At 64.5% G+C, this 25059-nt stretch carries 20 protein-coding genes; 10 read left to right on the plus strand and 10 right to left on the minus strand.

The annotated features are described in order from the left end of the window. Positions 1 to 432 precede the first annotated feature (432 nt). Complete coding sequence (locus GTA51_RS10640; protein ID WP_160960956.1) at positions 433 to 663, plus strand: hypothetical protein; 231 nt, start codon at positions 433 to 435, stop codon at positions 661 to 663. 273 nt (positions 664 to 936) lie between these two features. Here the strand turns inward: GTA51_RS10640 and GTA51_RS10645 are convergent, their stop codons facing one another. Further along, the gene (locus GTA51_RS10645; protein WP_160960958.1) at positions 937 to 2223 is read right to left on the minus strand and encodes an Nramp family divalent metal transporter; all 1287 of its coding nucleotides are present in this window, start codon (positions 2221 to 2223) and stop codon (positions 937 to 939) included. 341 nt (positions 2224 to 2564) lie between these two features. Here GTA51_RS10645 and GTA51_RS10650 point away from each other — a divergent pair, with 341 nt between their 5' ends. Beyond that, positions 2565 to 3683, plus strand: a complete 1119-nt coding sequence (locus tag GTA51_RS10650) for a flagellar assembly protein A (RefSeq protein WP_160960959.1) — start codon at positions 2565 to 2567, stop codon at positions 3681 to 3683. 384 nt (positions 3684 to 4067) lie between these two features. On the opposite strand, the gene GTA51_RS10655 is transcribed toward GTA51_RS10650, so the two are convergent. Further along, positions 4068 to 4430: an STAS domain-containing protein gene (locus tag GTA51_RS10655; RefSeq protein ID WP_160960961.1), complete on the minus strand. Its 363-nt coding sequence runs from the start codon at positions 4428 to 4430 to the stop codon at positions 4068 to 4070. Between the two features lie 1072 nt (positions 4431 to 5502). Between GTA51_RS10655 and GTA51_RS10660 the strand changes: the two genes are divergently transcribed. Further along, on the plus strand, positions 5503 to 6231 hold the full coding sequence (locus tag GTA51_RS10660) for a hypothetical protein (RefSeq protein ID WP_160960962.1): 729 nt from the start codon (positions 5503 to 5505) through the stop codon (positions 6229 to 6231). Here GTA51_RS10660 and GTA51_RS10665 read toward each other — a convergent pair. The 3 genes from GTA51_RS10665 to GTA51_RS10675 all read right to left on the minus strand — a co-directional run bounded on the left by GTA51_RS10665 (position 6218) and on the right by GTA51_RS10675 (position 8798). Continuing rightward, the gene (locus GTA51_RS10665; RefSeq protein ID WP_160960964.1) at positions 6218 to 6463 is read right to left on the minus strand and encodes a hypothetical protein; all 246 of its coding nucleotides are present in this window, start codon (positions 6461 to 6463) and stop codon (positions 6218 to 6220) included. The two genes, GTA51_RS10660 and GTA51_RS10665, sit on opposite strands and share 14 nt — an antisense overlap. After that, entirely contained in the window at positions 6460 to 7827 is a 1368-nt protein-coding gene (locus GTA51_RS10670; protein ID WP_160960965.1) for an aldehyde dehydrogenase family protein, read from the minus strand. The genes GTA51_RS10665 and GTA51_RS10670 overlap by 4 nt, the downstream gene beginning before the upstream one ends. 224 nt (positions 7828 to 8051) lie before the next feature. Next, entirely contained in the window at positions 8052 to 8798 is a 747-nt protein-coding gene (locus GTA51_RS10675; RefSeq protein ID WP_160960967.1) for a sulfite exporter TauE/SafE family protein, read from the minus strand. A gap of 127 nt (positions 8799 to 8925) precedes the next feature. On the opposite strand from GTA51_RS10675, the gene GTA51_RS10680 reads away from it, so the two are divergent. Further along, positions 8926 to 9840, plus strand: a complete 915-nt coding sequence (locus GTA51_RS10680; RefSeq protein ID WP_246198092.1) for a LysR family transcriptional regulator — start codon at positions 8926 to 8928, stop codon at positions 9838 to 9840. Positions 9841 to 10294: 454 nt separating this feature from the next. Further along, entirely contained in the window at positions 10295 to 12328 is a 2034-nt protein-coding gene (locus GTA51_RS10685; RefSeq protein ID WP_500691077.1) for a methyl-accepting chemotaxis protein, read from the plus strand. A 111-nt stretch (positions 12329 to 12439) separates the two neighbouring features. Here the strand turns inward: GTA51_RS10685 and GTA51_RS10690 are convergent, their stop codons facing one another. From GTA51_RS10690 to lepA, 3 genes are all read right to left on the minus strand, one after another. Continuing rightward, positions 12440 to 13594, minus strand: coding sequence for an AbrB family transcriptional regulator (locus GTA51_RS10690; RefSeq protein WP_246198094.1), 1155 nt, complete (start codon positions 13592 to 13594; stop codon positions 12440 to 12442). Positions 13595 to 13605: 11 nt separating this feature from the next. Then, entirely contained in the window at positions 13606 to 14205 is a 600-nt protein-coding gene (gene lepB / locus GTA51_RS10695; RefSeq protein WP_160960971.1) for a signal peptidase I, read from the minus strand. 79 nt (positions 14206 to 14284) lie between these two features. Further along, a complete protein-coding gene (gene lepA / locus GTA51_RS10700; protein ID WP_160960973.1) occupies positions 14285 to 16087 on the minus strand; it encodes a translation elongation factor 4 in 1803 nt (600 codons plus the stop codon). 286 nt (positions 16088 to 16373) lie between these two features. On the opposite strand from lepA, the gene sat reads away from it, so the two are divergent. Together sat and GTA51_RS10710 are read left to right on the plus strand one after the other, a co-directional pair. Beyond that, a complete protein-coding gene (gene sat / locus GTA51_RS10705; RefSeq protein ID WP_160960975.1) occupies positions 16374 to 17666 on the plus strand; it encodes a sulfate adenylyltransferase in 1293 nt (430 codons plus the stop codon). Between the two features lie 159 nt (positions 17667 to 17825). Then, on the plus strand, positions 17826 to 21071 hold the full coding sequence (locus tag GTA51_RS10710; protein ID WP_160960977.1) for a UvrD-helicase domain-containing protein: 3246 nt from the start codon (positions 17826 to 17828) through the stop codon (positions 21069 to 21071). 1 nt (position 21072) lies between these two features. On the opposite strand, the gene GTA51_RS20610 is transcribed toward GTA51_RS10710, so the two are convergent. Further along, a complete protein-coding gene (locus tag GTA51_RS20610) occupies positions 21073 to 21216 on the minus strand; it encodes a hypothetical protein (RefSeq protein ID WP_170300332.1) in 144 nt (47 codons plus the stop codon). A 139-nt stretch (positions 21217 to 21355) separates the two neighbouring features. On the opposite strand from GTA51_RS20610, the gene cbiR reads away from it, so the two are divergent. Genes cbiR through GTA51_RS10725 form a run of 3 tightly spaced genes read left to right on the plus strand, consistent with a single transcriptional unit; the run spans position 21356 to position 23756 of the window. Beyond that, complete coding sequence (cbiR, locus tag GTA51_RS10715) at positions 21356 to 22162, plus strand: cobamide remodeling phosphodiesterase CbiR (protein ID WP_160960978.1); 807 nt, start codon at positions 21356 to 21358, stop codon at positions 22160 to 22162. Further along, on the plus strand, positions 22159 to 22677 hold the full coding sequence (locus GTA51_RS10720; RefSeq protein WP_160960980.1) for a bifunctional adenosylcobinamide kinase/adenosylcobinamide-phosphate guanylyltransferase: 519 nt from the start codon (positions 22159 to 22161) through the stop codon (positions 22675 to 22677). The genes cbiR and GTA51_RS10720 overlap by 4 nt, the downstream gene beginning before the upstream one ends. Next, positions 22674 to 23756 (plus strand): DHH family phosphoesterase, encoded by a 1083-nt coding sequence (locus GTA51_RS10725; protein WP_160960982.1) that lies wholly within the window; start codon positions 22674 to 22676, stop codon positions 23754 to 23756. Before GTA51_RS10720 ends, GTA51_RS10725 begins: the two co-directional genes overlap by 4 nt. Here the strand turns inward: GTA51_RS10725 and GTA51_RS10730 are convergent. After that, the gene (locus tag GTA51_RS10730; protein WP_160960983.1) at positions 23696 to 25042 is read right to left on the minus strand and encodes a protein kinase domain-containing protein; all 1347 of its coding nucleotides are present in this window, start codon (positions 25040 to 25042) and stop codon (positions 23696 to 23698) included. The genes GTA51_RS10725 and GTA51_RS10730 overlap by 61 nt on opposite strands. Positions 25043 to 25059 lie beyond the last annotated feature (17 nt).

Here is a 25059-nt window from a genome sequence, read left to right on the forward strand (position 1 = left end):
TGAACTTGATGTCATGGCAATTTATGCCATTTTTTCAAAATTGATCGCCTAAGTGGAAAGGCATCATGAGCTTGCACCAGTTGTCGCTTTCAGGCGTCAAGCCTTTTCTTAGCCGGACAGTAATGATTCCATTTCATTTTTGAAACATTTGAGGAACACTGGCCGCCATGCGCCAAAGCCAAACACAGCCGGCAGCATCCGCCGGCCAGACGCAGGCGGCGGCATAAGCCGGCCAGACGCACTGGCGACGCCACGGGTGCAAACCGTTCGCGGCGTGTTGGGCAGCCACCAGACTGTGACACCAAACCGTTTGCGGTGCGTTTCACACGCCGCCAAACCGGGCCGGGATGGATTTTGGGCCAACCCTGCTCTTGCACTCCCCCCCGTGCCGTTATATTCCAGGAGAAAATGTTTTGTTCGAGGAGGGATTCCATGAAAAAGTTTATCGTTTTCGCCGCCGCCCTGTCCCTGGCCCTGACCGCTGTCCCGGCTTTCGCCAAAGGCAAAAAAGCCGCTCCCAAAAAGACCTGGGAGTGCAAGACCGGAGACACCTCCGTCATGACCGCCACTGTCGAGCAGTGCATGAAGCTGGGCGGCATGGTCAGCAACTACCCCGGCCCGGACAAGGCCGCTGCCCCCAAGGCCAAAAAAGGCAAGAAGTAGTTTCCGTTTTCGAGGGGAGAACGCCGCCGCCCGGTCTGCCGGACGGCGGCGTTTTTGCGTCCTGGGTCGGCCGGACGGCCCAACGCCCGGCCCCGGTTCGAGCCCCGCTGGGGGGGAGCGCCCCGTCGGACCGCCTGGGCAGACGTCAAGAGAGAGGGGTGCAGTCTGGCGCAGACAACGGCCACCGCCCAGGCGGGCGTCAGGGCAAAGGGGACGGCCTGACCCGGACTGGCAGCCGGTTTAGCCCCGTGCGCCGGACCGCCCGGGGAGGCATCAGAACAAGGTCTGGACCAGCAGCATAATATTGAGGGTTATGACCACCAGGGCCACTGCCGCCAGCACCGCCGTGGTAAACGGCTTGTTGGCATACGGCCCCATGACCGAGCGGCGCGAGGTCAGGCTGAGTTGCAGGATGATCGTTATGGGCAGTTGCATGGACAGAAAAATCTGGGACCAGATCAACCCCTTCAAGGGATCGCCCACAAACAGCACGGCCGCCGCCCCGCCGACCAGCGTAATGACCACGCCCATGCGGGAATGGCTGTCGCTGATGTCATAGGGTTCGCTGAAGATGCCTGCAAAGATGCTGCCCCCGGCCATGCCCGCCGTCACGCTCGAGGCCAGCCCGGCCAGCAGCAGGCTGACGGCGAAAACCACCCCGGCTGCCGGCCCCAGCAACGGATCGAGCAGGGAACGGGCCTGCTCCAGTTCCGTCACCGGCAGGCCGTGGCTGAAAAAGGCCGCTGCTGCCAGCAAAATCATGGAGCTATTGATGCAAAAGCCCACCAGCATGGAAAAAAGCGTGTCCAGATACTCGTATTTGAGCTGGCGGCGGATCATCTCCGGCTCATCCAGATTCCACTGCCGGCTCTGGATGACCTCGGAATGCAGGAACAGGTTGTGCGGCATGACCACCGCCCCGAGGACGCTCATGACCACCGGCAGCGAGCCCTCGGGCAGGCTCGGCCGCACCCAGCCCACCGCCGCCGCGGCCCAGTCGATGTGGACCAGGGACAGCTCGAAAACAAACGACAGGCCGATAAGCGACACGAAACCGATGATGTAGCGTTCCAGCCGGCGGTAGGATTTGGAAAAAAGCATCCACAAGACCACGACCAGCGTCAATAACGTCCCCACGGCCAGGGGCAGGCCGAACAGCATTTTAAGCGCAATGGCCCCGCCCAGCAGTTCGGCCAGGGCTGTGGACACCGAGGCCCCAACCGCCGTGACCAGGGCCGTGGTGGCCACCCCCCGGGGCAGATGGGCCATGGCCGCCTCGGACAGGCACAGCCCGGTGGCAATGCCCAGATGGGCCGCGTTGTGCTGCAGGACAATGAGCATGAGCGTGGACAGCGTCACCATCCACAGCAAGGTGTAGCCGTACTCAGCCCCGGCCGCCACATTGGAGGCCCAGTTGCCCGGGTCGATAAAGCCCACCGTCACGAGTAGGCCAGGGCCGATGTATTTAAATATCTCCAGTGCTCCCAGCCGGGGACGATGCCGGTCCCGGAACCGGAGCATATCCCAGACTGCCCCTGTCAAGCGCGAGAAAACGTCCATGCCTGCCTCCTTGGCCGCATTGCAACCTGACAGAGCAGCCCGGCCCAGGCAAGTGCGAAGCCGCCCGGAGTGATCACGCGTTGCCGTTGCCCGGTCCCTGGTCCAGGGACCGGGCAACGGCCCTGTTGGCACAACAGCGGGCCTCAGTTCGTTTATGCGCCAGGCCGACATCCGAAGCCCAGTCATCCAACGAAGCCGCTTCGACGGCCCGCCGGCGCTGCCTTTCCGGCCGCCCACCCGCCGACTTTCGCTACGGCCGGGGTTGTGCAAAAAGAAACAGTTCGTTACCAATCCAATGAGGGGGCGCACGCTCCGAAACACTCGACAACCGGCGGGCATTCATGCCGTATGTCCTCACGTTCCACTTCGATCCCGATTTTGAAAAGCGCCGGCTGCGCCCGAAAAATCGCGACGACGGAACCGTTGACCAATTTGACCTGGGCTACGCGCAAAATGTTGCGCTGGGCCAGACCCTGGCCGAATGGGAGACGCTGCCCCTGGACGCGGCCGCCGACCTCGACCCCGACCGCATAGTCTCCGAGAGCACCGCCTTTCCTTGCGGCGAAGGCTGCAGCGTCGATCCCGACAATCCCCTGCGCTTGCTGGCCAGCGTCAACGGCCACGTCGCCTTTCTCGACGGCCGCATCACCGTGCGCGAAACCCTGGCCATTGGCTGTGACATTGATTTCCACACCGGCAACATTGTGGCCGTGGGCGATGTGCTGATTGGCGGCGACGTGCGGGCCGGCTTTGCCGTCATGGGCCGCAACGTCACGATCACCGGTTCGGTGGTGGCCGCCCGCATCCGGGCCATGGGCAACGTCACCTGCCACGGCGGCATCCAGGGCGGGGCCAAGGCCACGATTCGCGCCGGCAAAAGCCTGCGCGCCAAATTCTGCGAAAACGCCGTGCTGCACGCCGGCCAAAATATTCTTATCGACGGCTCGTGCATGCACTGCCGCCTGTTTGCCGGCCAGAAACTGGCCGTCAAAGGCCGCCTGGCCGGCGGCGAGGTCTACTGCGGCGAAGCCGTGTACGTCGGCGAACAGCTCGGCGGCGGCGGCCAAAGCCAGACCCGCCTGCTGTTGGGCTACGACCCCGAACGCATCCACAAGGACCAGCACATCAAAGCCAGCATGCGCCAGACGCTGCTCGACATCGAAACCTTGCGGCTCGACATGGGACGCGGCGAAGCCTCGGCCGCACAACACGCAGCCGCCCTTGAACAAAGTCTGCAACGTTTCGAAACATTCAAAAGACAGCTCAAAAAGCTCTGGGACAACCCCGCCGCCATGCGCCGGTTCTCCACCTGCCGCGTCATCGTGCCCGGCCGCATCGGGGCCAACGTCGAAGTTTCCATCGGCGAGGCAGCGCTCAGCGTGCCCGAAGACACCCGCGACGCCGTGCTGCGCTACCAGGACGGCGAAATCGTCATCGAGCACCCGGCGCTGCGCAAATAAAAGAGGATAAGAGAGGATAAGAGAATCGGGGCGCTGCCCCGAACCCCGCCGGGGGGATGATCCCCCCGGACCCCTCAAGGGGGAGAAGTTTAATAGGGGAGAAGTTCAATAAGGGAGGGCCATTATGCGGGAGATGTGCCCCCCCAACGCCCTTTGCCTTCCCGGTGGGATTCCAAAGGGGTCACCCCTTTGGCCGCCGCAGCAACGGTGGTTTCCGTCAAGCGTCCGCTTCGACTGACCCGGCCCAGACCAGACCAGCCTACCCGTCAACGCCCATACCCCCTTCATAAACCTCTCCTATCAAGGGGGTCCGGGGGGGATTATCCCCCCCGGCCGCCGGAGGCATCTTCTGCCTTCCCTGCGCCATGGCCTGCGCCAGGGGCGCTACAGGTCGCTGGCCAGGAGCAGTTCTTCCTGATCCATATCGGGGGTCAATTCGTAGGAGATTTGAAAGAAGGCGTAGAGGTCGCGCAGCCGCAGTTCGTCGGCCACGGCAGCGGTGGGGTTGGCCAGGATGAGCCGGCGTCCTTTGGTGGCCAGGGCGGTTTGCAGGCGCACGAGGGCACCGACGCCGCAACTGTCCACGGTGGGCGTTTGGCTGAGGTCGAGGACGGTGACAGGGAAACGGCCGACAGTGGCGGCTTCGAGCACGGCGACTTCCAGTTCGAGGCAGACGGGACCGCCGAAGGGGCCGTCGGCGCGTGCCCACAGGACGCCTTGACGATCAATGATGGCTATACGGCTCATGTCTGGATGTAATCCCTGCGGACGGCCTCTGTCAAAAAGGCCGTTTCGGTTGTGTTGATTGGGAAGGATAGCCGCAAGGCGGCGATACAGGCAAGGCCAAAAAACCCCAAGGCCCCCCAATTCCCCGAAGATGACAGAGCGTTCACCCGGGGAGCAGGCCTGCGGCGGCACTTGTCCGCCTGAGAGGCTGCGCGCCAGTAAAAAACCGCCGCCCCGGCCTGGGACAGCGGTTGCATTTCTTCGCTACGCGGGGAAACGGGGTTGGGGAAATATGAAAGCGGCCTCAGGTCGCCATCCCAAGGCCGCTTTCGAAATGTCCTTTTCGGAGGAAGGATATTGTCTTCTTAGCAACAGCCGTGCCAACACCCCCAGAACTACAAAATAAAGCGTTATTACAGCGTATTGTAAAACAGTGCTCCCTGCCAGGACCGTGGAGAGGCGGTTTGGGGCCGCAAATCGGTACAAAAGCTTTTACCCTTCCCGGCAAACCCGGCCAACAGGGTGCAAGTTTTTGTACAGTGTGTTTTCTTCTCCCCAAATAGCGTTTTATTGCAAAGCATTGCACCAGCTGCCCCTGGTGTGGCCCCAACCGGCAGTCCGGGACAAACCCAGCAGATCGACCCGGGGCAAAAAAGCCCGGTACAATTCCTTGTCCCCTTCGTCCGCCGCAGCCACGGTGGTTCCCGTTAAGCGCCTGCGCCGGCACCGGCTGTCCCGTTCCCCTGCCAGCCAGCTACCCCCCACCCCAAACCCCATAAGAAACTTCTCCCGCCGGGGGGGCCGGGGATGATCCCCCGGCCGCCGGAGCAACGGAGGTTCCCGTCAAACAGGCACTGTGCCCTTGCCCGATCGACGAGAGTCTTCCCCCCTTCCACCGTCGGGGCAACGCGTTCCCCCTAAACCCCTTGCCTCCATGTGGGATTCCAAAGGGCTCAGCCCTTTGGCCGCCGGAGGCCTCTGACGCCTCTTCTGCCTTTTCTTCGTTCCATTCATTGCGGATGAAACCATTGGCCCTGGCCGCGCGACCAGCCCGGCAGAGGCGAATGGTCGCCTGCCAGCACACGAGGTCGTCATGGAATGCAGCGTAACGATTCAGGGTCTGCCCCACTTTAACTATGTCTCGCCCGCGCCGCACCCAGACGACGCATGCGCCTGCGGCCCGCCCTGCCGGTCGAGCATTCCCTGCCGTCTGGCCAGCCAGGGTGATGGCTGTCTGCTGCTGGCGGCGGTCGGACCGGTGATCGAGGCGTTTTCCCTGGTGGTTTCGTACGAACAGGTCTTGCTGGTGCTGCGGGAAGGCAGGGACAAGGCAGTGCTGGAGGAAACCGGGCAACGGGCGGCCTTCCGGCTGCTGCTGCTGGCCATGCGCGGATCGGGCTGCCCGTTTTTCGAGCAGACCCTGGCGGCCTGGAACGGGCTTGGCTTGGATACAGACAGCTACGCGACGTTTCAGCGCATGGTGCGGCGACTGACCTTTGCCCAACGTGCTGACGGGGCGGGCAAGCGGCTGTCTGCGGTATCCCTGGCCCGGAGCGGGCATGACATCGAGGCCCATCTGGACCCTATTCTGGACATGGCCAGACGGCGCTGCCGACAGGATGCGGCCTTAAACGCCGTCATCCTCATGTACAGTTGCACCCGTCTGGCCGTGGAAGAAACGCGGGAAAGGCTGGCGCTCCGGGCGAGCGCGGCGTTTCCCAAAAAACAGCTCTGTTTTTTGCAAACAAAAACACGCAATTCTTATGCTGATGCCAGGAAAGCCCTCGCATCAAGAGCCGAACGCGACACTAGCGCGGCATGAGCAGCCGGACGCGGCGGCGGCGGGTGATTTCCATTTCGGTTTCCAGCATGAGCTTTTCCTGCTTGGCCGCAAAAATCTCCTGGGCATAGGTCACCCCGGCCTTGTGGTCCTCGGCGGCGAGCAGTTCCCTGGCCCGGGCCTCGGCAGCGTTTTTGCGCTCGGTCAGGGCCGCCAGCTCGGCGGCAAGGGCGGCGGCCTGCGCTTCGATGTCGAGGGGTGCTTCTTCGGTCATGATTCCTCCACAACAATGGTCTTTATATTGGCAAATTCCAGCAGCCCGTGCCGGGCCAGTTCCCGGCCATAGCCCGAACGCTTGACGCCGCCAAAGGGCAGCCGGAAATCCGAGCGCGGCACGGCGTTGACCGTGACCATGCCGGCTTCCAGCCGCCGGGCCAGGGCCAGCCCCTTGGCCGCGTCGGCGGTCCAGATGCTGCCGCCCAGGCCATAGGGCGAAGCATTGGCCAGGGCCAGGGCGTCTTCGGCGTCGGCCGCTTCAGTGAGGGCTGCAACCGGTCCGAACAATTCCTCGTCAAAGGCCGGCATGCCCGGCCGCACATCGGCCAAAAGGGTCGGGGCGTAGAAAAATCCAGGCCGGGGCAGGCGATGGCCGCCAAGAAGGAGCCGCGCCCCGGCGGCCACGGATTCGCGCACCTGCCGGTCCAGATTCTCCAGCAGATCGAGCCGGGCCAACGGCCCCAGGGTGGCCCCCGGATCAAAGGGATCGCCCGGCTGATGGGCGGCGAGCATGTCCGTTAACCGCCGACCGAAGGCGGCGTAGAGCGGGCGGGCCACGATAAAGCGCTTGGCTGCGATGCAGGCCTGGCCGCACACCCGCATGCGGGCGGTTTCCGCAGCCAGGCAGCAGGCGTCCAGGGCGGCGTCGGCCAGGACGATAAACGGGTCGGCTCCGCCCAGTTCCATCACGGCTTTTTTGATATTGGCCCCGGCCAGCGCACCAACGGCCGCTCCGGCCCGGGCCGAACCGGTCAGCGTCACCCCGGCCACGGCCCCATGGGCCACGGCCTGGGGCACAAGGGTCTCGGGAATCCGCAGCACCCGCACCAGATCCGCCGGGAAGCCGGCAGCGGCAAAAAGGCCTTCCAGGGCCATGGCCGCACCCATGACGTTGGGGGCGGGCTTGACGGCCACGGCGTTGCCCACGGCAAGTTGCGGCACAGCCCCGCGCATGATCTGCCAGTAGGGAAAATTCCAGGGCATGACGGCCAAAATGACGCCGAGCGGCTCATAGACCACCATGCGCCGGCCGGCTTCGCCGGGACACGGCTCGTCAGCCAGCCATTTGGGAGCCATTTTGGCGTAAAAGCGGCAGGCCCGGGCGCAACGTCCCACCTCGGCCTCGGCTTCGGGCAGCAGCTTGCCCATTTCCGTGGCGGCCAGTTCGGCCAGGGGGCGCAGCCTCGCCTCGAACAGGTCGGCCAGCCGGAACAGCGCCTGGCAACGGTCGGGAAGCGGCGTATCGCGCCAAACGGCCTTGGCCGCAGCCCCGGCGTCGAGGATGCGGGCCATTTCGGCGGCGTCATGGGCCGGGTAGGTGGCAATGGGCTGGCCGGTGGCCGGGTTGGTGCTGACGAACATGGGTGTGGTGGGGTGGCCGGCGGCGGCGCGGGACGTGGGTTCTCCGGGAGTGGCAACCTGGGCCGTCTGCCCGGACTTGCGTCCATACCCGTTTTACCCGGCCAAGCCAAGGCCCGGTTGCTCCCGGGCATTCTGTTTCAAAATGTGCGCGCTGGCCTGCAACGCACCAACATGATGCAGGTATATTTTTTACAACAAACAAAACTGTTTTTTGTGGAAGCCCCCTACCCGGCCAGCAGGCCGCTGAGGCCCTGGAGGAGCAGGCTGCCGGCCGTGGCGGCCAGGACAAACAGCACCACCCGGCGAAAGGAGGCCTCGCTGATGCAGCCGCACAGCCCCACCCCGGCCGCGATGCCAAGGAGCAGCGCCGGCAGGGCCACGGCCGTGCGCGCCACCACCGCCCCGGTCACCAGCCCGGCCAGGGTCTGGGAGCCAACCACGGCGCAACCGGCCAGCAGGAAATAGGCCACCAGCGTTGCCCGCATGGCGTTGCGGTCAAGGCCCAGCCGACTCACCCAGGCCACGATGGGCGGCCCGTTGATGCCGATGGCCCCGCCCAGGCAGCCGGCCGCAAATCCGGCCGCCACGCCCCAGCCCGGTCCGGCCGGGGCAAGACGGCCGGGGCTGCGCCACTGGTTGCCGACAAAGGCGATAATGGCCAGGGCGAGGATGGTCTTGAGCCAATGGCCCGGCAAGGCGCGCAGCGCATAGGCACCCAGGGGGATGCCCGGCAGGGAGGCGGCAATGAGCAGCAATAACGGCCCGAAACGGACATGGCGGCCCAGACGCGCGATCATGACGGCATTTAAAACGACGGCCAGGGTGGTGCATACCGGTACGGCCAGCTTGAGATCAAAGACGAGGGCCAGCAGCGGCAAGGCAATCAGCGTCGAGCCAAAACCGGCCAGCCCCTGGGTGAAGCCGCCGCAAAACCCGGCCAGGCACAACAGCCCGATGGTGGCAAAGTCCATACACACTCCCGACACCGCTGCGATTCGCAACCCGTTTTGATTTGTAAAACGTTGTGACAGACCGTAATAGCGAGACGTTGCCGCGGCAAACGAATTGATCTGCATCTGAGGTTTGGAAAACATGCACATGCTCGATCCCTGGCAATTGCGCACGTTTCTGGCGGCCGTGGCCGCAGCCTCCTTTCGCCGGGCCGCCCAGGAACTGGCCCTGTCGCCGTCCACGGTGACGGCGCAAATAAAAGCCCTGGAGCAGACCGTGGGGGCACAGCTCTTTGCCCGCACCGGCAATCGGGTGACCGTCACCGAACACGGCCGGCGGCTGGCCGGTTACGCCCGGCGGCTGCTCGATCTGGAAGCCGAGACGCGCCAGCGCCTGGCCGCCGACTGCGACGAGCCGGCGACGTTGACCGTGCGTCTGTCCGAAAGCCTGGGGCGCGTCCTGGTTCCGGCCATCCTGCCGGCCTTTCGACGCCGCTTTCCGGGGTTGCCCCTGACGCTCACCACCCACTCCCGCCAGGGACTCGTGCGCGACCTGCGCCAGGGGGGGGTGGACTGCGGCATAGTCCTTGGCGAACCGTATGTGGCCCAAGGTGTGGCCATGACGGTCATCCACCGGGAACCCCTCGTGGCCGTGGTGGCCCCAGGCGACGGGCTGGCCGGGCGCGGCCGGATCGGACCGGCTGATCTGGCCGGGCGGGAAGTGTTGCTCACCCGCCACGTCTGGAGCAACCGGGACCGCATCACGCGCGCCCTGGACCGGGCCGGCGTTGCCCCGGCGGCGGTGACGGAATCGAGCAGCCTGGAAATCCTGCTGCGCTGCGCTGCCGCCGGACAGGGCGTGGCCCTGGCCCCGCGGCTGGCCGTGGCCGAGGAGGCCCGCGCCGGCCGCCTGGCACTCCTGGCCTGGGACGACGCGCCCCTTTTCGCCGCCGTGACCGTCATGGAGCTGGCCGGGCGGGTGTCGGGCGCGGCCCAGTGTGCGTTTCTCGACCTTGTGCGGCAACAACTTGCGAACGACGCCAGCGGCTTGTCGCTCCCTTGAATGAAATTTCCAAGATGACAACTCTTTAGTGGATGCATTCGCCAGCGCCTGTTTACGTCCAAAAGAATTGCGCCGGTTCCTTTTTTCCTGGAACAAATCATTTTGCGCCCTTTGCGAGACTGGTGTATTCTGGCATATCAAGGAATGGATTTTCCGGGCGTGCTGCAAGCCTGAGAGACTTGCCCTCCCCTGAATTTGGCTGCAACGGGTGGCTTTGACACGATATTCCATGGGCGGGTGTCTTGAAAATGCGGCTGCGGCTCCGGCCCGTGTTCAGGCAGCCGAGAGGTTTGCATGGACCGGTTCGCCTTAAAGCCGTATAAAGCGTAGGAAAATTGCGGCTCAATTGTATTTGCCTATCTACAATAACTTGATTTTTTTGGCTTGCAGTCGCGGGGCTGGCCGAAACGAACACCATAAAAGGAGCACTGCGATGAAAAGCATACGGTTGGCAATGGCGTGTATTATCGGCGTAGTCGTACTGTTGGTTCAATCTGTATTGGTCTATTTCGTGGCCACCTCCATATACAGTTCGAGTATAGCCTCAAAAAGCCACGAGATGGAGCTGATGACCAGCACCATCGCCAAGACGGCGGCCGATTTCGGCAACCAGCAAATGGAACGGATGCGTGGCATTTCCAAAATTCCGCTTCTGCGAGCGTATCTGCTCTCTGGCGAACAGGAAGCCGCCACCACCGAGATCATCCAGGCGATGTCGCTGGCTGCAGCCGATGTGAATTCGTTTTATGTTTTCGATGCCCAGGGGAAACAAATCCTTCTGATGGTCCAGGGCAAACCGGCAAAACCCAATGACATCTCCAACCGTGAATATATACAGGACGCTCTCGCCGGGAAAGAAGGTTACAGTTCCGTCCCCACGAAAAGTATCGCCACAGGCAAGTTGATCGTCAGCGTCTGTGCCCCGATCTTTGACGCGTCCGGCAAAGTGTTGGGCGGCGTCGGCATGTCCTACGCCCTGGATCGACTGCTCGCCGATTACATTGAGACGATTCATCTGGACAAAACAGGCCATCCCTTCATTCTTTCGCCCAAAGGCGTGGTGGTGGGCCATCCCGACCGGGAGCTTTTGCTCAAAGACCTCTCCGGGGAACCAGGCATTGCGGCGATGCGCAACACGCCCAAAGGGGAAGGTTTCCAGACGCGCGGCGGCATCGAGGAGCGGGTCACCTGGACGCACGTCCCTGGCTGGAACTGGATTATGGCTTTTGCCATGGACACGGACGAGATCGAAACGCTGGCCAAAACAGAACGCAATTTCATGATCCTGCTTGGCTCCTTTGCCGTCCTGGCCCTTATTGGCGTGTGTCTTGTGGCCCTGGACAAGATTGTGGTCGCGCCGCTGAAACGGCTTCAGGAATTCGCCTCGGACGTGGCGGGCGGCAATCTGGACAAACCGTTGACCCTGCACCTGCGCAATGAGATCGGCAAACTGGCGGACTGCCTGCGCAGCATGGTCACAAGCCTTAAGGGCAAGATCGCTGAAGCGGACGCCAAAACCCGGTTGGCCGAAGAAGCCTCGACTCGGGCGGCCCAAGCCGTCCAGGAAGCCGAGGAAGCCCGCAAAGAAGCCGAAAAGGCCCGCACCGAAGGCATGTTCCAGGCCGCAGGCGAGCTTGAAGGCGTCGTTGAAGTGGTCACCACCGCCTCAGAAGAACTTTCGGCCCAAATCGAGCAGTCCAGTCGCGGCTCCGAAGCGCAAGCGCACCGGGTCAGCGAAACCGCCACGGCCATGGAAGAAATGAACGCCACCGTCCTTGAGGTCGCCAAAAACGCCTCCCAAGCCGCTGCCACGGCCGATACAGCCAAACACAAAGCCGAGGACGGAGCGAAGGTCGTCACCCAGGTGGTCGTCAGCATCGGCGAGGTCCAGACCACGGCCCTTGAACTCAAAACGGATATGACCACCCTGGGCAAACAGGCCGAAGGCATCGGCCAGATCTTAAACGTCATCTCCGACATCGCCGACCAGACCAACCTGCTGGCGCTCAATGCCGCCATTGAAGCCGCCCGGGCCGGTGACGCCGGACGTGGATTCGCCGTGGTCGCCGACGAGGTCCGCAAACTGGCGGAAAAGACCATGACCGCCACCAAGGAAGTCGGCGACGCCATCCGGGGCATTCAGGCTGGGGCGCGCAAAAACATCGGCAACGTCGAAAACGCCGTCCAAAAAATCGACGCGGCAACGCAACTCGCCGGAAAATCCGGGGAAGCCCTCAATGAAATCGTGGCCCTGGTCGATCTGACCACGGATCAGGTCCGCTCCATCGCCACGGCCTCCGAGCAGCAATCGTCGGCCAGCGAGGAGATCAACCGCAGCATCGATGATGTCAGCCGCATCTCTGCCGAGACCTCCGACGCCATGCAGCAGTCGGCCCGGGCTGTGGGGGAAATGGCCCAGCAGGCCCAGGTGCTCAAAGGATTGATCGATCAAATGAAGGACGGCGGAGAGCCGCTGGCGCTGCGGTAAGGCGGCCGGGCGGCCCGCCGCACCAGCGGCCCTGCCTCTTCTCCTGCACGCGCCCGGACGCCGCACACGCGGTGTCCGGGCGCGTGCGTTTTTACGGCCCAGCGAAGCGGGCTAGGGCGTCCCGCTGTCGCGGCCGGGGCCACTGTGTTTGGCGGCTCGCCCGGCCAGGAAGCGGGCCATGGGCGGGGCCAGCAGCACCACCAGAAAAAAACGCAGGGTCTGCATGGTCATAACGAAGGCAAAGTCCACGCCCGGCGAAGCAGCGGCAATGACCGCCACCGAATCCATGCCCCCCGGGCTGGCCGCCAGATAGGCGGTGAGCGCGTCCATGCCGGTCGCCCGGGCCAACAGCCAGGACAGGCCGCCGCAAAAAGCAATCAGCGCCCCGATGGCGGCCAGGATGGCCGGCAGGGTCCGGGCGGCGTAGGCCGCAACCGAGCGGGTAAATCCCAGGCCCACGCGCCAGCCGATGCCGGCGTAGGAAACAGCCAGCAGCCAGGGCGGCAGATCGATCTCCACCGTGCCGGACAGGCGCAAAAAAGCGCCCGCCAGCATCGGGGCCAGCATGGCCCCGGCCGACAGGCGCGTGCCCAGGCCCACCACCGCGCCCAAAAGGATCAGCCCGGCAGCGGCGGCCCAGCCGGCGGTTGGCCCGGGAAACCACACAACTGCGGCCTGGACCTGGGCGACGGCCGCAGCCGGGGCGGCGAAACGGGCCACCAGGGTGGCGGCCAGGGCCACGCACAACACGCGCAGATACTGCATGAAGGCGACCAGCCGGGCGTCGGCCCCCCAGGCATCGGCCATGACCACCATGGCCGCAGCCCCGCCCGGGGATGTGCCCCAGATGCCGGTGGTCCCGGGCATGATGCCCAGGCGGCTGAGCTGCCAGCCGATGGCGGCGCTGGCCGCGATGCCGGCCAGGATGACGGCGGAAAAAAGATGCCAGTGCCGGGCCAGGGCGGGCAGGACGTCCGGGGTGGCGGCCCTGGCGATGAGGCAGCCGACAACGGCCTGGGCCAGGATGTAGGGGACGCGGCCGAGCCGGATGGTGCCGCCGCCCAGGGCCAGGGCAATGCCGGCCAGCATGGGGCCAAGCAGCAGCGCAGCCGGCAGGGCTAGGGCCATAAGCCCGGCGGTGACGGCAACGGTTAAGGCCAGCAGCGCAAGCCACTGGCCTTTATAGCCCGGTCGCAAAGACCGGGCGGGGGGTCCGGGGGGATCATCCCCCCGGCCGCCGGAGGCATCTTCCGCTTTCCCGCTCAACGCATCGCCGGTTAGCGCACCATGCGGCCGATGCGGCCGAGGCGGATGTCGGACGGCCCGTCCCAGGACCAGTAGATCATCCAGGCTTTGCCCCGGATTTTGTCTTTATCGACAAAACCCCAGAAGCGCGAATCGTAGGACTCGTCGCGGTTATCGCCCATGACGAAGTATTTGCCGGCCGGCACGGTGATGGGGCCGAAGTTGTCACGGCGCTGCTGCAGGCCGGAATCAGTGTGTTTGATATACGGCTCGACCAGGGTTTCGCCGTTGCGGGTTAAGACCTTGTCCTTCATCTCCACCACATCGCCGGGCACGCCGATGATGCGTTTGATGAAGTCCTTGGTGGTATCCTCGGGGAATTCAAAGACGATGACATCACTGCGCTGGGGTTCTTCCAGTGGCAGCACCACCTTGTCGGTAAACGGGATGTGGGTGCCGTAGAGGAACTTGTTGACGAGCAGATGGTCGCCGATAAGCAGGGTGTCGAGCATGGACCCGGAGGGGATCTTAAAGGCCTGGACCACGAAGGTGCGGATGACAAAGGCCAGCACCAGGGCGACGGCCAGGGCTTCCAGATATTCCAAGAGCAGTTTTTGCCATCTCGGATTCATCGTCTGATTCCTTGTTTGTGTTTGGGAAAAAGCGGCCGGGCATGGCCGGGCCGCTTATGGGGCATGTGCCGCCGTGCGGCTAATCTTCCGTGGCCTTGAGCGCCGCCAGGAAGGCTTCCTGGGGCAGTTCGACGTTGCCCATACGCTTCATCCGCTTTTTGCCTTCCTTCTGTTTTTCCAGAAGTTTGCGTTTGCGGGTGATGTCGCCGCCGTAGCATTTGGCGATGACGTTTTTACCGATGGGGGAGTTGCGCTCCCGGGCGATGACCTTGGTGCCGATGGCGGCCTGGATGATGACCTCAAAGAGTTGGCGCGGGATGACGCGCTTGAGCTTGAGCGCCAGGGCGCGGCCGAACTTATACGAGTTCTCCCGGTGGACGATGACGGCCAGGGCGTCCACGGGATCGCCGTTAATAAGGATATCGAGCTTGACCAGATCCGAGGCCCGATAGTCCATGATCTCATAATCCAGGGAGGCGTAGCCCCGGGTCGAGGATTTGAGGCGGTCAAAAAAGTCGTAGACGATCTCGGCAAAGGGCAGTTCGTAGGTGATGACCACGCGGGTGGCGGTCAGGTAGCGCACGTCCTTTTGGATGCCGCGTTTTTCCTCGCACAGTTTGAACACCCCACCCACGTATTCGTTGGGGGTGTGGATCTCGAGGCGGGCAAAGGGCTCGTAGAGGGCGGCGATTTCCTGGGTTTTGGGCAGCTTGCTCGGGTTGTCCACGGGGATGATCGCGCCGGAAAGCGTCTCCACCTTATAGATGACCGAGGGGGCGGTGGCGATGAGGTTGGCCCCGAATTCGCGTTCCAGGCGCTCCTGGATGATTTCCATATGGAGCAGGCCGAGAAAACCGCAGCGAAAGCCGAAACCCAGCGCCTGGGAGGTTTCCGGCTCGTAGGTGAAGGCCGCGTCGTTTAGGCGCAATTTTTCCAGGGCGGATTTGAGGATCTCGTATTCGGCGGCGTCCACCGGATAGAGCCCGCAAAAGACCATGGGTTTGACTTCCTTAAACCCCGGCAGCGGCTCGGTGGCCGGATTGACGGCGTTGGTCACGGTGTCGCCCACCCGGGCTTCGGTCAGGGTCTTTATGTTGGCGCAAAAAAACCCGGCCTCGCCCGGTCCGAATGACGGGAAATCTTTCGGTCCCGGCGAAAAGGCACCCAGGCGGATCACTTCGAATTCCGCATTGTTATACATCATGCGGATACGCTGGCCATGGGTGATCGTGCCTTCCATGACCCGAAACAGCACCACCACGCCCTGGTACGAGTCGTACCAGGAATCGACGATGAGCGCCCGCAACGGGGCCTCGGCCTTGCCGGCCGGGGGTGGAATCTTGACGATGATCTGTTCGAGCACGGCCGCGACGTTGATGCCGGTCTTGGCCGACACGGACACGGCGTCGCCGCAGGGCAGGCCGATGGCCTCCTCGATTTCCTTTTTAACGGCCTCGGGATCGGCGCTGGGCAGATCGATCTTGTTGAGGACCGGGATGATCTCCAGGTCGTTGTCCAGGGCCAAAAAGACGTTGGCCAGGGTCTGGGCCTCGACGCCCTGGGTGGCATCGACCACCAGCAGCGCCCCTTCGCAGGCGGCCAGACTGCGGGAGACCTCGTAGGAGAAATCGACGTGCCCGGGGGTGTCGATAAGATTTAAAATGTAGTCTTTCCCATCGGCGGCCTTGTAGGGAATCCGCACGGTCTGGGCTTTGATGGTGATGCCGCGCTCGCGTTCGAGGTCCATGCGGTCGAGGTATTGCTCGCGCATATCCCGGGGGTTTATGAGCCCGGTGATTTCGAGGATGCGGTCGGCCAGGGTCGATTTGCCATGGTCGATGTGGGCAATGATACTGAAATTTCTGATGCGGGACGTATCCATGTGTGGGGGTGCCTTTGGCGAAGCGCGCGTTGAATCGAAATGCCTCTTAATAGAAGGCGTGTCCGAGGTCAATGCGGTGCGGCGGTGGTGGCGGCAAGGACACGAAATCCGCCCCCGGCGGGACCGGGTGGAGACATTTTCGTGGGCTTTGACACATTTTTCACTTGGTATTCCCCTGACCCTGGTGTATGAAGTTATCCACTCATGGGGACAACCGGTTCCGGAAACTTGCCGGCCCCCGGAAGATACGCGGAAACTTTAACAAAATCACCGCTAGGAGGCTTACATGTCCAAATTGGTTCCGCCGCATGGAGGCAAAGGCCTGGTCATCCGTCTGCTCGAAGGCGCTGCTAAAGAAGCCGAGCTGAAGAAGGCCGCTGGCCTCAAGAAAGTGCAGATCACCGCTCAGGAAAAGGGCGACCTTATCATGATCGGCATCGGCGGTTTCTCGCCCCTGGACGGTTTCATGACCAAGGCCGACTGGAAGAGCTCCGTTGAGAAGATGACCCTGTCCGACGGCACCTTCTGGCCGGTTCCCGTCGTCCTGGCGGTCACCAAGGACGAAGCCGCCGGCATCAAAGTGGGCGAAGAAATCACCCTCGAGCGCAACGGCGAAATCTACGCCACCATGAAGGTCACCGAAAAGTTCGAGCTGACCGAAGCCGACAAGAAGTGGGAATCCGAACTGGTCTACAAGGGAGCCGGCGACGACTCTGCTGACGACAAGTTCTGGAAGATCGCTCTTGACGACCATCCGGGCGTCAAGATGGTCATGGAACGCAAGGAAGCCTGCCTGGCCGGTCCGGTCAACGTCCTGTCCGAGGGCGAGTACCCGACCAAGTACAAGGGCGTCTACCTGCGTCCGGCTGAAACCCGCGCCATGTTCGACGAGCGCGGCTGGGCCACCGTTGCCGCTCTGCAGCTGCGCAACCCCATGCACCGTTCGCACGAGTACCTGTGCAAGATCGCCATCGAAGTGTGCGACGGCGTCATCATCCACTCGCTGATCGGCAACCTGAAGCCCGGCGACATCCCGGCCGAAGTCCGCGTGAAGTGCATTGACACCCTGTGCAAGTACTACTTCGTGGAGAAAAACGTCGTTCAGGGCGGCTACCCCCTGGATATGCGTTACGCCGGTCCCCGCGAAGGCCTGCTCCACGCCACCTTCCGCCAGAACTACGGCGTCAACAAGATGATCATCGGCCGTGACCATGCCGGCGTCGGCGACTTCTACGGCATGTTCGAAGCTCAGGAAATCTTTGATCGCATCCCCTACGCCACCACCAAGGCCCCCAAGGCCGGCCAGGCGCTGCTGTGCGAGCCGCTCAAGATTGACTGGACCTTCTACTGCTACAAGTGCGACGGCATGGCTTCGCTGCGCACCTGCCCGCACACCAAGGAAGACCGCGTCATCCTGTCCGGCACCAAGCTGCGCAAGATGCTGTCCGAGGGCGGCGAGATCCCGGATCACTTCGGCCGCGAAGAAGTCCTGGTCATCCTGCGCGCCTACTACGAAGGCCTGACCGAGAAGGTCGAGATCAAGATGCACGGCGCTGCTTCCGGCGACTCCGCCAAATAGTTGCCCGCGCAATCGATCTGATTGCCGAAAGGGGGACGCGCAAGCGTCCCCCTTTTTCTTGGGGCCACCGACCCACCGACTCCGCCCTGCCGCCGCAATGTGACCCTATCGCCGCCGCCGCCTCTTGCCGCAGACCGCTGATCCCTGTATCCCAAGGCCATGCAGCCCTTCCTCGCCGACCTGCACATCCATTCCCGCCACTCCCGGGCCACCAGCAAGGGCCTCACCCCGCGCCATCTGGCCGCCTGGGGCGAAATCAAAGGCATTTCCGTCGTCGCCACCGGCGATTTCACCCATCCCGGCTGGCTGGCCGAACTCAAAGAGGCGCTCGTCCCCGACGACGCGGGTCTTTTGCAACTGGCCGATCCGGCCGGACTGGCCACGGAAATCCCCTGGCTGCCCGAGGCCCGGCCCACCGGCCGGGTGCGCTTTATGCTCTCGGCCGAAATCAGCTCCATTTACAAGCGCGGCGGCAAGGTCCGCAAAGTCCACAATCTGCTCTACGCCCCCTCCTTTGAGGCGGCCGAGCGCGTAAACGCCAAGCTGGCCAAGATCGGCAACCTGACCGCCGACGGCCGGCCGATCCTTGGCCTGGACAGCCGCCATCTGCTCGAACTGACGCTGGAAACCGACCCCCTGTGTTTTCTCGTGCCGGCCCATATCTGGACGCCGTGGTTTTCCCTTTTCGGCTCCAAATCCGGCTTTGATTCGGTGGAGGAATGTTTCGGCTCGCTCTCACGAGAAATTTTCGCCCTGGAGACCGGGCTGTCGTCTGACCCGGAGATGAACTGGACGCTCTCCGCCCTGGACCGCTTTCGCCTCCTCTCCAATTCCGACGCCCATTCCGGGGAAAAGCTCGGCCGGGAATGCAACCTCTTTACCGGCCCGGCCTCCTACACCGGCATCTTAAACGCCCTGCGCGGCCGGCCCGGGGAAACGCAGTTTGGCGGCACCGTGGAATTTTTTCCCGAGGAAGGGAAATACCACCTCGACGGCCATCGCGACTGCGGCGTGGTCCTGGAGCCGGCAGCGGCCAAGGCCCTGGGCGGCCTGTGCCCCAAGTGCGGCAAGCCGCTCACCCTCGGGGTGCTGCACCGGGTGCTCGATCTGGCCGACCGGGACACGCCGCTGCGCCCGGACGGTGCGCCAGGCTTTACCTCGCTCGTTCCGCTCGACGAACTGGCCGGCGAGGTCTGCGGCGTCGGCCCCAAGACCGGCAAGGTGCGCACGCTTTTGGCCGTGCTCCTGGCCCGCTTCGGCTCGGAACTGGCCATCCTGCGCGACGTGCCGGCCGAGGAGCTGCGCCGGGTCAGCCCCGGGCTGGCCGAGGCTGTGACCCGCATGCGCCAGGGCAAGGTCGCCCGCCAAGCCGGATTTGACGGCCAGTTCGGCCGCATCACCGTCTTTTCCGACGAGGAACGGCGCGACCTCAAAGCCGGACGGTTCCTGGCCGCTGCCCCCATGGCCCGCACCGCCCCGCGCGAACCCAAGGCCGATGACGACACCCCGGCCGAACCTCCCCCTGCCGCGACAGGGCGTCCGCTGCGGGCCAAAAGAAAAGGCAAAGATCGCGGCGGCCAGCTTCTTCCCATCCCGGACGCGCCGGCCAAACGCCGGATTATGCCCGCGACGCCGACTCCCGCCCCGCCCGCCGGCCTCACCGCCGATCAAGCCCAGGCCGCCCACACCGGCGCGCGCCATGTGCTGGTCCTGGCCGGTCCGGGCACGGGCAAGACCCATACGCTTCTCGCCCGCATCCGCTCACTGCTGGACCTGGGCGTGGCCGCTGACAAAATTTTGGCCGTGACCTTCACCCGCCGGGCCGCCGCGCAACTGCGTGAGCGCCTGGCCCGGGAGGACGGCGGCAGCGACATCCCCCGCGCCGACACCCTGCACGCCCTGGCCCTGGCAGCGCTTACCGAGGCCGGCCTGCCCGAACCCGTGCTGCTGGCCGAAAAAGCCTGCGAGCGCCTCTTTGCCCTGGCCAATCCCGAACTGTCCGGGGCGCGGCGGCGAACGGCCTGGAAGGAGCTGTGCCTTTCGCGCGAGCGCCTGACCCCGCCTGAAATCCGCCCCGAGGGCCTCCCCGGCCCGCAGCAGTATGCCGACCGCTACGCCGAGGGGAAGCGCGAGTGGAATTTGATGGATTTTACCGATCTGCTGGAAACGTGGCTGGACGCCTTGCGGGCCGGCCGCTGCCGGCCGCCCTGGACGCACGTGCTGGTGGACGAGGTCCAGGATCTGACCCCGCTGCAACTGGCGGTCATCGCCGCCCTGGCCGCCCGCGAGGGAACGACCCTTTTCGCCATCGGCGACCCGGACCAGTCCATCTACGGCTTTCGGGGCGCGTCGGGCCGGGTGGCCGAGGCCTTGCGCGGGTTTTGGCCCGATCTGGCCACCATTACCCTCACGGAAAATTTCCGCTCGGCAGCACCGCTTCTTGAATTTTCGGCCGGGGTGTTCCCGGGCCGCGCGGCGCTTAGCTCCCGGGCCGGGACCGAAATCCAGGCGGCTTGCGAAATCCAGCTCTACGAGGCCCCCACTGCGGCCGGCGAGGCCGCCTGGGTGGCCGAGCGCGTCGCGGCCTTATTGGGCGGCTCCTCCCTGACGCTGACCCGCGATTTTTCCGTGAACACCCTGGCCCCGGGCGACATCGCCGTGCTGGTGCGTTTTTCCGGCCTGATCCCGGGCCTGCGGGCCGCCCTGGACCGGGCCGGTCTGCCCGTGGCCGTGCCCGAGGCCGAGGCCTTTTGGAACGAACTGCGCGTGCGCCTGCTGCTGGGGGCGGCCGCCGTCTCCCTGGGCATCCCGACCCCTGACGGGCAGGAGATACCGCCAGACATCCCGGAGCGCATCCTTGCCAAGGGACCGCTGGGGCTGGCCGCCTTTTTGGCCGACATCCCGCCCTTTGACCGGCTGTTCTGGCAGGGGACGGCCTTTCGCGAGCTGGTGCGGGCCTACGACGCCCACGGCGGCTGGGCCGGACTGCTGGGCTTTGTGGCCGGGCAAAACGAATTGGAAATGGCCGGGGCGCGCTCGGAAAAGGTGCGGATCATGTCCGTGCACGCGGCCAAGGGGCTGGAATTTGCGGCTGTGTTCCTGCCGGCCCTGGAAGATGGCCTGCTGCCCTTTGCCGGGTCGGATTTTTTAAGTGGCAAACCCGGGCATCTGGCCGGGCAGATGGACGAGGCCGAGGAGCGGCGGCTTTTTTATGTGGGGCTGACCCGGGCCAAAAGCCGGTTGTACCTGTCCCATGCCGTCCGGCGCGAACTCTACGGGCGAAAGCTCATGCTCAAACGCTCGCGCTTTCTGGACACGTTGCCCCTTGGCGGGGTACGGCGACTGGCGCTTACGGCCCGCACCGTCACCCAGGCAAAACAACTTGGATTTTTTGGAGAAAACTGAGCTACCAGATACGACGCCACAGGAGGCGCTCGTAGGCACGCGTCATCCGGTGGGCCGTGGGCGCTTTGACACCCATGTCCTTAAGCCGGCAGTACACGTGCAGCGGATTAAAAAGATGCTGCATGAAATCACGAATTTGTCGCATAGCGGTACTACTCCGAAAACCGGACGGCAAACAAGAAAACCGCCACTGGCCGCCGGGAACCCCCGGCGACCGGATATCCATACTCCCGGGCCAGGAAACCCTCAAGCCCTAACCTGCAACTTTCATTTCCCCGGATTCCATGCAGTTACAATTTTGCAACCCCAATTTTTCCTGGCGTCTGGCCGCGCCGAGCTGCGTGTGGCCGGAAACCGCTCTCATTAATTGCCGTCGTCTGGCCCGCAACGTGCCCGAAGTCGGCCTCTACCTGCTGGAGCTGCATGCCTGCCTGGCCTACGGGCCCGAGGATCTGCCCCAAAAGACCTACGGCCTGGCCTACCACCTCCATCTGCCCCTGGATCTTCCCTGGATGCTTGGTGGCGCGACGGCTTTCGCCGTGATGGAGCGGCTCTTGGAAATGACCGCCCATCTCTCCCCCTGGGCTTTCGTGCTCCATCCGCCCGCCGACGCCGGTGCCCTGGCCGATTTCGTCCGGGCCTTTGCGGCCTCCGGGCGCGATCCGGCCACCTTGCTGCTGGAAAATACCGACACAGCCTCCCCGGCCGACACCCTGGCCCTGGCCCGGGAGTTGGGCTGCGGGCTGTGCCTGGACCTGGGGCACCTCTTGGCCATGAACCACGCCCTGCCAACCGATGACCCGGAACTGGTGGCGCGTACAGCCATGCTCCACGTCTATTCGCCCTTTGGCTGTGAAGGCCCGCCACAGGGCCGCAGCCATCTGCACCGCACGCTCACCTGCCTCTCCCCCGAAGGTGGCGACACGCTGACCTGGATGCTGGGGCATTTGCGGCCCAAGACCCTGGTGCTGGAAATCTTTGCCCCCATCCATCTGGTGGAAAGCCTGGCCTGCATCGAGGCCATTGCCGACGGCGTGGTCCCGCCGCCAGCCCTGGCCCCGACCCCGGTTGCGCCAGGGGACGCGGCGTGATCCGGCTGCTCCTTGGCGGCACGCGCTCGGGCAAATCGGCCCTGGGCGAAACGCTGCTGGCTGCCGGGCCGGTGCCCCACCGGGTGGTGGCCACGGGCCAGGGGCTTGATTTCGCCATGCGCGAGCGCATTAGCGCCCACAAGCGCGCCCGCCGTCCCGGGGTGGCCGTTATTGAGGTGGGGGCCCAGGCTATGGACGTGCTGGCCCGGGAAGCGGGGAACGGTGGCACAGTGCTGCTGGACAGCCTGGACTTTTGGCTTTTTGCCTGTCACCACCAAGGGGTGGAGCATTCTGCCGCCCTGGCCCGGGGGCTTTCGCCCTATGCCGGGCCGGATGGGCCGGAACTGATTGTGGTTAGCGCCGAAACCGGCCTGGGGCCGGTTGCAGCCGATGCGGCCACACGGCACTTTATCGACGCCCTGGGCGGGCTCAACCAGGCGGCCGCCGCCCTGGCCGACGATGTGCGGCTGGTTGTCGCCGGACTCTGTGTGCAACTGAAGGGAAACGCCCCATGAGCCCCGTTTTTCGCAAAATGTCCCAAATCGCGGCCGGCCTGACCCAGGTCATCGGGCGCGGCGGCCGCTGGCTCATCGTCATCAACGCCGATCCCGACGCCTTGGCTGCGGCCATGGCCCTGCGCCGCATCATGGCCCACCGGGCGGCCGAAGTGGGCATTGCCCACGTCAACGAGGTCAAACGGCCGGACAATCTGGCCATGATGCGTTTTCTGCGTATCCCGGCCGTGCCGTTTAGCCCCAAACTGTGCGAGGCCTACGACCATTTCGCCATGGTGGACTCCCAGCCCCACCACCACCCGGACTTTACCGGGCGGCATTATTCCATTGTCATCGACCATCACCCTGTCCTGCCCGCCCACCCCTGTCAGGCCGAATACGCCGACATCCGCCCGGACTACGGCGCGACGAGCACGATGATGGCCGAATATCTGCGCGGCCTGCATATCCGGCCGGGCAAGCTGCTGGCCACCGCCCTGGTCTACGGCATCAAGGCCGATACCCAGAGCTTCGAGCGCCATTTCCTGGAAGCCGACGTGCGGGCCTTTAGCGCCCTGACCAAGCACGCCGATATGACGCTGGTGCGCAAAATCATCTCCAGCGAGTACCACCGCCGCTGGCTCAAATTTTTCTCCAAGGCGTTTCGCAAGATGCGCTTCGTTGGCGCGCGCGGGCTGTTCGTGTATATGGACACCCTGGAAAGCCCGGACCTTTTGGTCATGCTGGCGGATTTTTTCACCCGGGTCCACGGCCTGTCCTGGAACATGCTGGCGGCGGTGGTCAAGGGCACGGTGGTGGTGGTTTTTCGCGGCGACGGCATCGGGCGCAACATGGGGCACATGGCGGCCAAACTCTTTGGCGACATCGGCTCGGCCGGCGGCCATCGGGGCGCGGCCCGGGCCGAGATCGAGCTGGCCAAACTCGGCGGCAAGCCGGTGGAGGAGTGGCTCTACAAGCGCCTCACCGGCCATAAGCTGCCGAGCAAGGAACAGTGCCCGGTGGAATTTCCGGCCGCGCCTCAGAGCGAACGCACGGCCCGGGCCGCTGCCGGGCAGGAAAAATCCGCCCTGGTCACATAGCCCAGTTCCACATCGGCGGCATAGGCCGAAGCGTAGTTGGCCCGATCCGCGCTCCAGACCCGGCGCACGGGCTGGGTCAGCGTGGCCGGCTGGCAATAGCCCTCGCCCACGGGTTCGGGGGTTAAAAGTGTTACGAGTTCCGGCACGGTCGGCAGCCGCCAGTCGTCGTGGCCGCCAAGCCGCCCGGCATTGAGCGCCGCCACATAGGCACCAGCCTCCTCCCAGGTGGCCGCATAGGGCGCGGCCCGGCGCACCCAGGTCAGGCCGGCCGCCTTGTCCCGGACCAGATCGGCATCGACCTCGGTCAGCCTGCCCGGCCAGTAGGCCGTGGGCCGCCACAGTGCATCCAGGCCAAACGCCTCCCGGGCCTGATGGACGCCCACCATGGCCGGCCGGCGACGCGGCAGCTCGGCTCCCTCGGGCACGCACCGGGGGCACAGCAAGGCCGGCGAGGTGGCGCACACCCCGTCCATGCGCCGCCGCCAGGCCGCCAAGGCCCCGTCCAGGGCCTCGGCCATCATCCGGGCGTCGGCATAGCGGCCGCCAGGCGTCACGCACAGCGAGCGCTCCAGCACCGGATCAAATTCGTCACCCAGCTCCGGCGCGCGGGCCGCAACCGACCACTCGCCCCACTCCGGGAGCCGCCCGGTCAGCATCCGAAAGAGTGTCACCCCCACCGCATACAGATCAGACCGGGCATCGGCGCTGTCCGGGTCGTCCTCCTGCTCGGGGGCGGCGTAATAGGGCGAACCGACCTTGACGTTGGACGGGCCGCCAAAGGACTCACCACGCACCTTGGACAGGCCCAGATCGGTGATTTTAATGACATCGTCGTCCGAGACGAGCAGATTAAAGGGCTTGACGTCGCGGTGGATGATGCCGGCGTAGTGGAGCCGGGCCAGACCGGCCAGGAGCTGGGCGGCGTACCCGGCGGCCCGGGGCACGGGCAGCCGGCGGCTCTCCGCTTCCACCCGATAGGTCTCGCCGATGACCGACCCCAGGGATTCGCCGTACAATTCCATGACGAAATACGGCCATGGCCCGGTGTCGTCGTAGTCAAAGACATCGACGAGATTGGGGTGGCGCAGCGACCCAAGGAGCGCCGCCTCGTCGCGAAACAGCCGGGCAACCCGCTCCCGGCCCCACATGGCCAGGGTCAGTTCGTTGGGGCGCAGCAGTTTTAAGGCCACCACCCGGCCGAGAACCGGCGAGCGGGCCTTAAACACCGCCCCCATGCCGCCGCGACCAAGCACCCCGTGAATTTCGTATCTGCCAATAGCCCGCATCCGTCCTCCGTCTGTTT

The organism is Solidesulfovibrio aerotolerans (assembly GCF_009856865.1).
Classification (GTDB): Bacteria; Desulfobacterota; Desulfovibrionia; order Desulfovibrionales; family Desulfovibrionaceae; genus Solidesulfovibrio; species Solidesulfovibrio aerotolerans.

What these genes read in the sequence shown, in the direction of transcription:
- lepA (WP_160960973.1), bottom strand. Translation starts at nt 16,087, where the DNA reads ATGGATACGTCCCGCATCAGAAATTTCAGTATCATTGCCCACATCGAC.
- GTA51_RS10645 (WP_160960958.1), bottom strand. Translation starts at nt 2,223, where the DNA reads ATGGACGTTTTCTCGCGCTTGACAGGGGCAGTCTGGGATATGCTCCGG.
- GTA51_RS10665 (WP_160960964.1), bottom strand. Translation starts at nt 6,463, where the DNA reads ATGACCGAAGAAGCACCCCTCGACATCGAAGCGCAGGCCGCCGCCCTT.
- GTA51_RS20610 (WP_170300332.1), bottom strand. Translation starts at nt 21,216, where the DNA reads ATGCGACAAATTCGTGATTTCATGCAGCATCTTTTTAATCCGCTGCAC.
- GTA51_RS10650 (WP_160960959.1), top strand. Translation starts at nt 2,565, where the DNA reads ATGCCGTATGTCCTCACGTTCCACTTCGATCCCGATTTTGAAAAGCGC.
- sat (WP_160960975.1), top strand. Translation starts at nt 16,374, where the DNA reads ATGTCCAAATTGGTTCCGCCGCATGGAGGCAAAGGCCTGGTCATCCGT.
- cbiR (WP_160960978.1), top strand. Translation starts at nt 21,356, where the DNA reads ATGCAGTTACAATTTTGCAACCCCAATTTTTCCTGGCGTCTGGCCGCG.
- GTA51_RS10710 (WP_160960977.1), top strand. Translation starts at nt 17,826, where the DNA reads ATGCAGCCCTTCCTCGCCGACCTGCACATCCATTCCCGCCACTCCCGG.
- GTA51_RS10655 (WP_160960961.1), bottom strand. Translation starts at nt 4,430, where the DNA reads ATGAGCCGTATAGCCATCATTGATCGTCAAGGCGTCCTGTGGGCACGC.
- lepB (WP_160960971.1), bottom strand. Translation starts at nt 14,205, where the DNA reads ATGAATCCGAGATGGCAAAAACTGCTCTTGGAATATCTGGAAGCCCTG.
- GTA51_RS10670 (WP_160960965.1), bottom strand. Translation starts at nt 7,827, where the DNA reads ATGTTCGTCAGCACCAACCCGGCCACCGGCCAGCCCATTGCCACCTAC.
- GTA51_RS10685 (WP_500691077.1), top strand. Translation starts at nt 10,295, where the DNA reads ATGGCGTGTATTATCGGCGTAGTCGTACTGTTGGTTCAATCTGTATTG.
- GTA51_RS10680 (WP_246198092.1), top strand. Translation starts at nt 8,926, where the DNA reads ATGCTCGATCCCTGGCAATTGCGCACGTTTCTGGCGGCCGTGGCCGCA.
- GTA51_RS10660 (WP_160960962.1), top strand. Translation starts at nt 5,503, where the DNA reads ATGGAATGCAGCGTAACGATTCAGGGTCTGCCCCACTTTAACTATGTC.
- GTA51_RS10730 (WP_160960983.1), bottom strand. Translation starts at nt 25,042, where the DNA reads ATGCGGGCTATTGGCAGATACGAAATTCACGGGGTGCTTGGTCGCGGC.
- GTA51_RS10640 (WP_160960956.1), top strand. Translation starts at nt 433, where the DNA reads ATGAAAAAGTTTATCGTTTTCGCCGCCGCCCTGTCCCTGGCCCTGACC.
- GTA51_RS10725 (WP_160960982.1), top strand. Translation starts at nt 22,674, where the DNA reads ATGAGCCCCGTTTTTCGCAAAATGTCCCAAATCGCGGCCGGCCTGACC.
- GTA51_RS10675 (WP_160960967.1), bottom strand. Translation starts at nt 8,798, where the DNA reads ATGGACTTTGCCACCATCGGGCTGTTGTGCCTGGCCGGGTTTTGCGGC.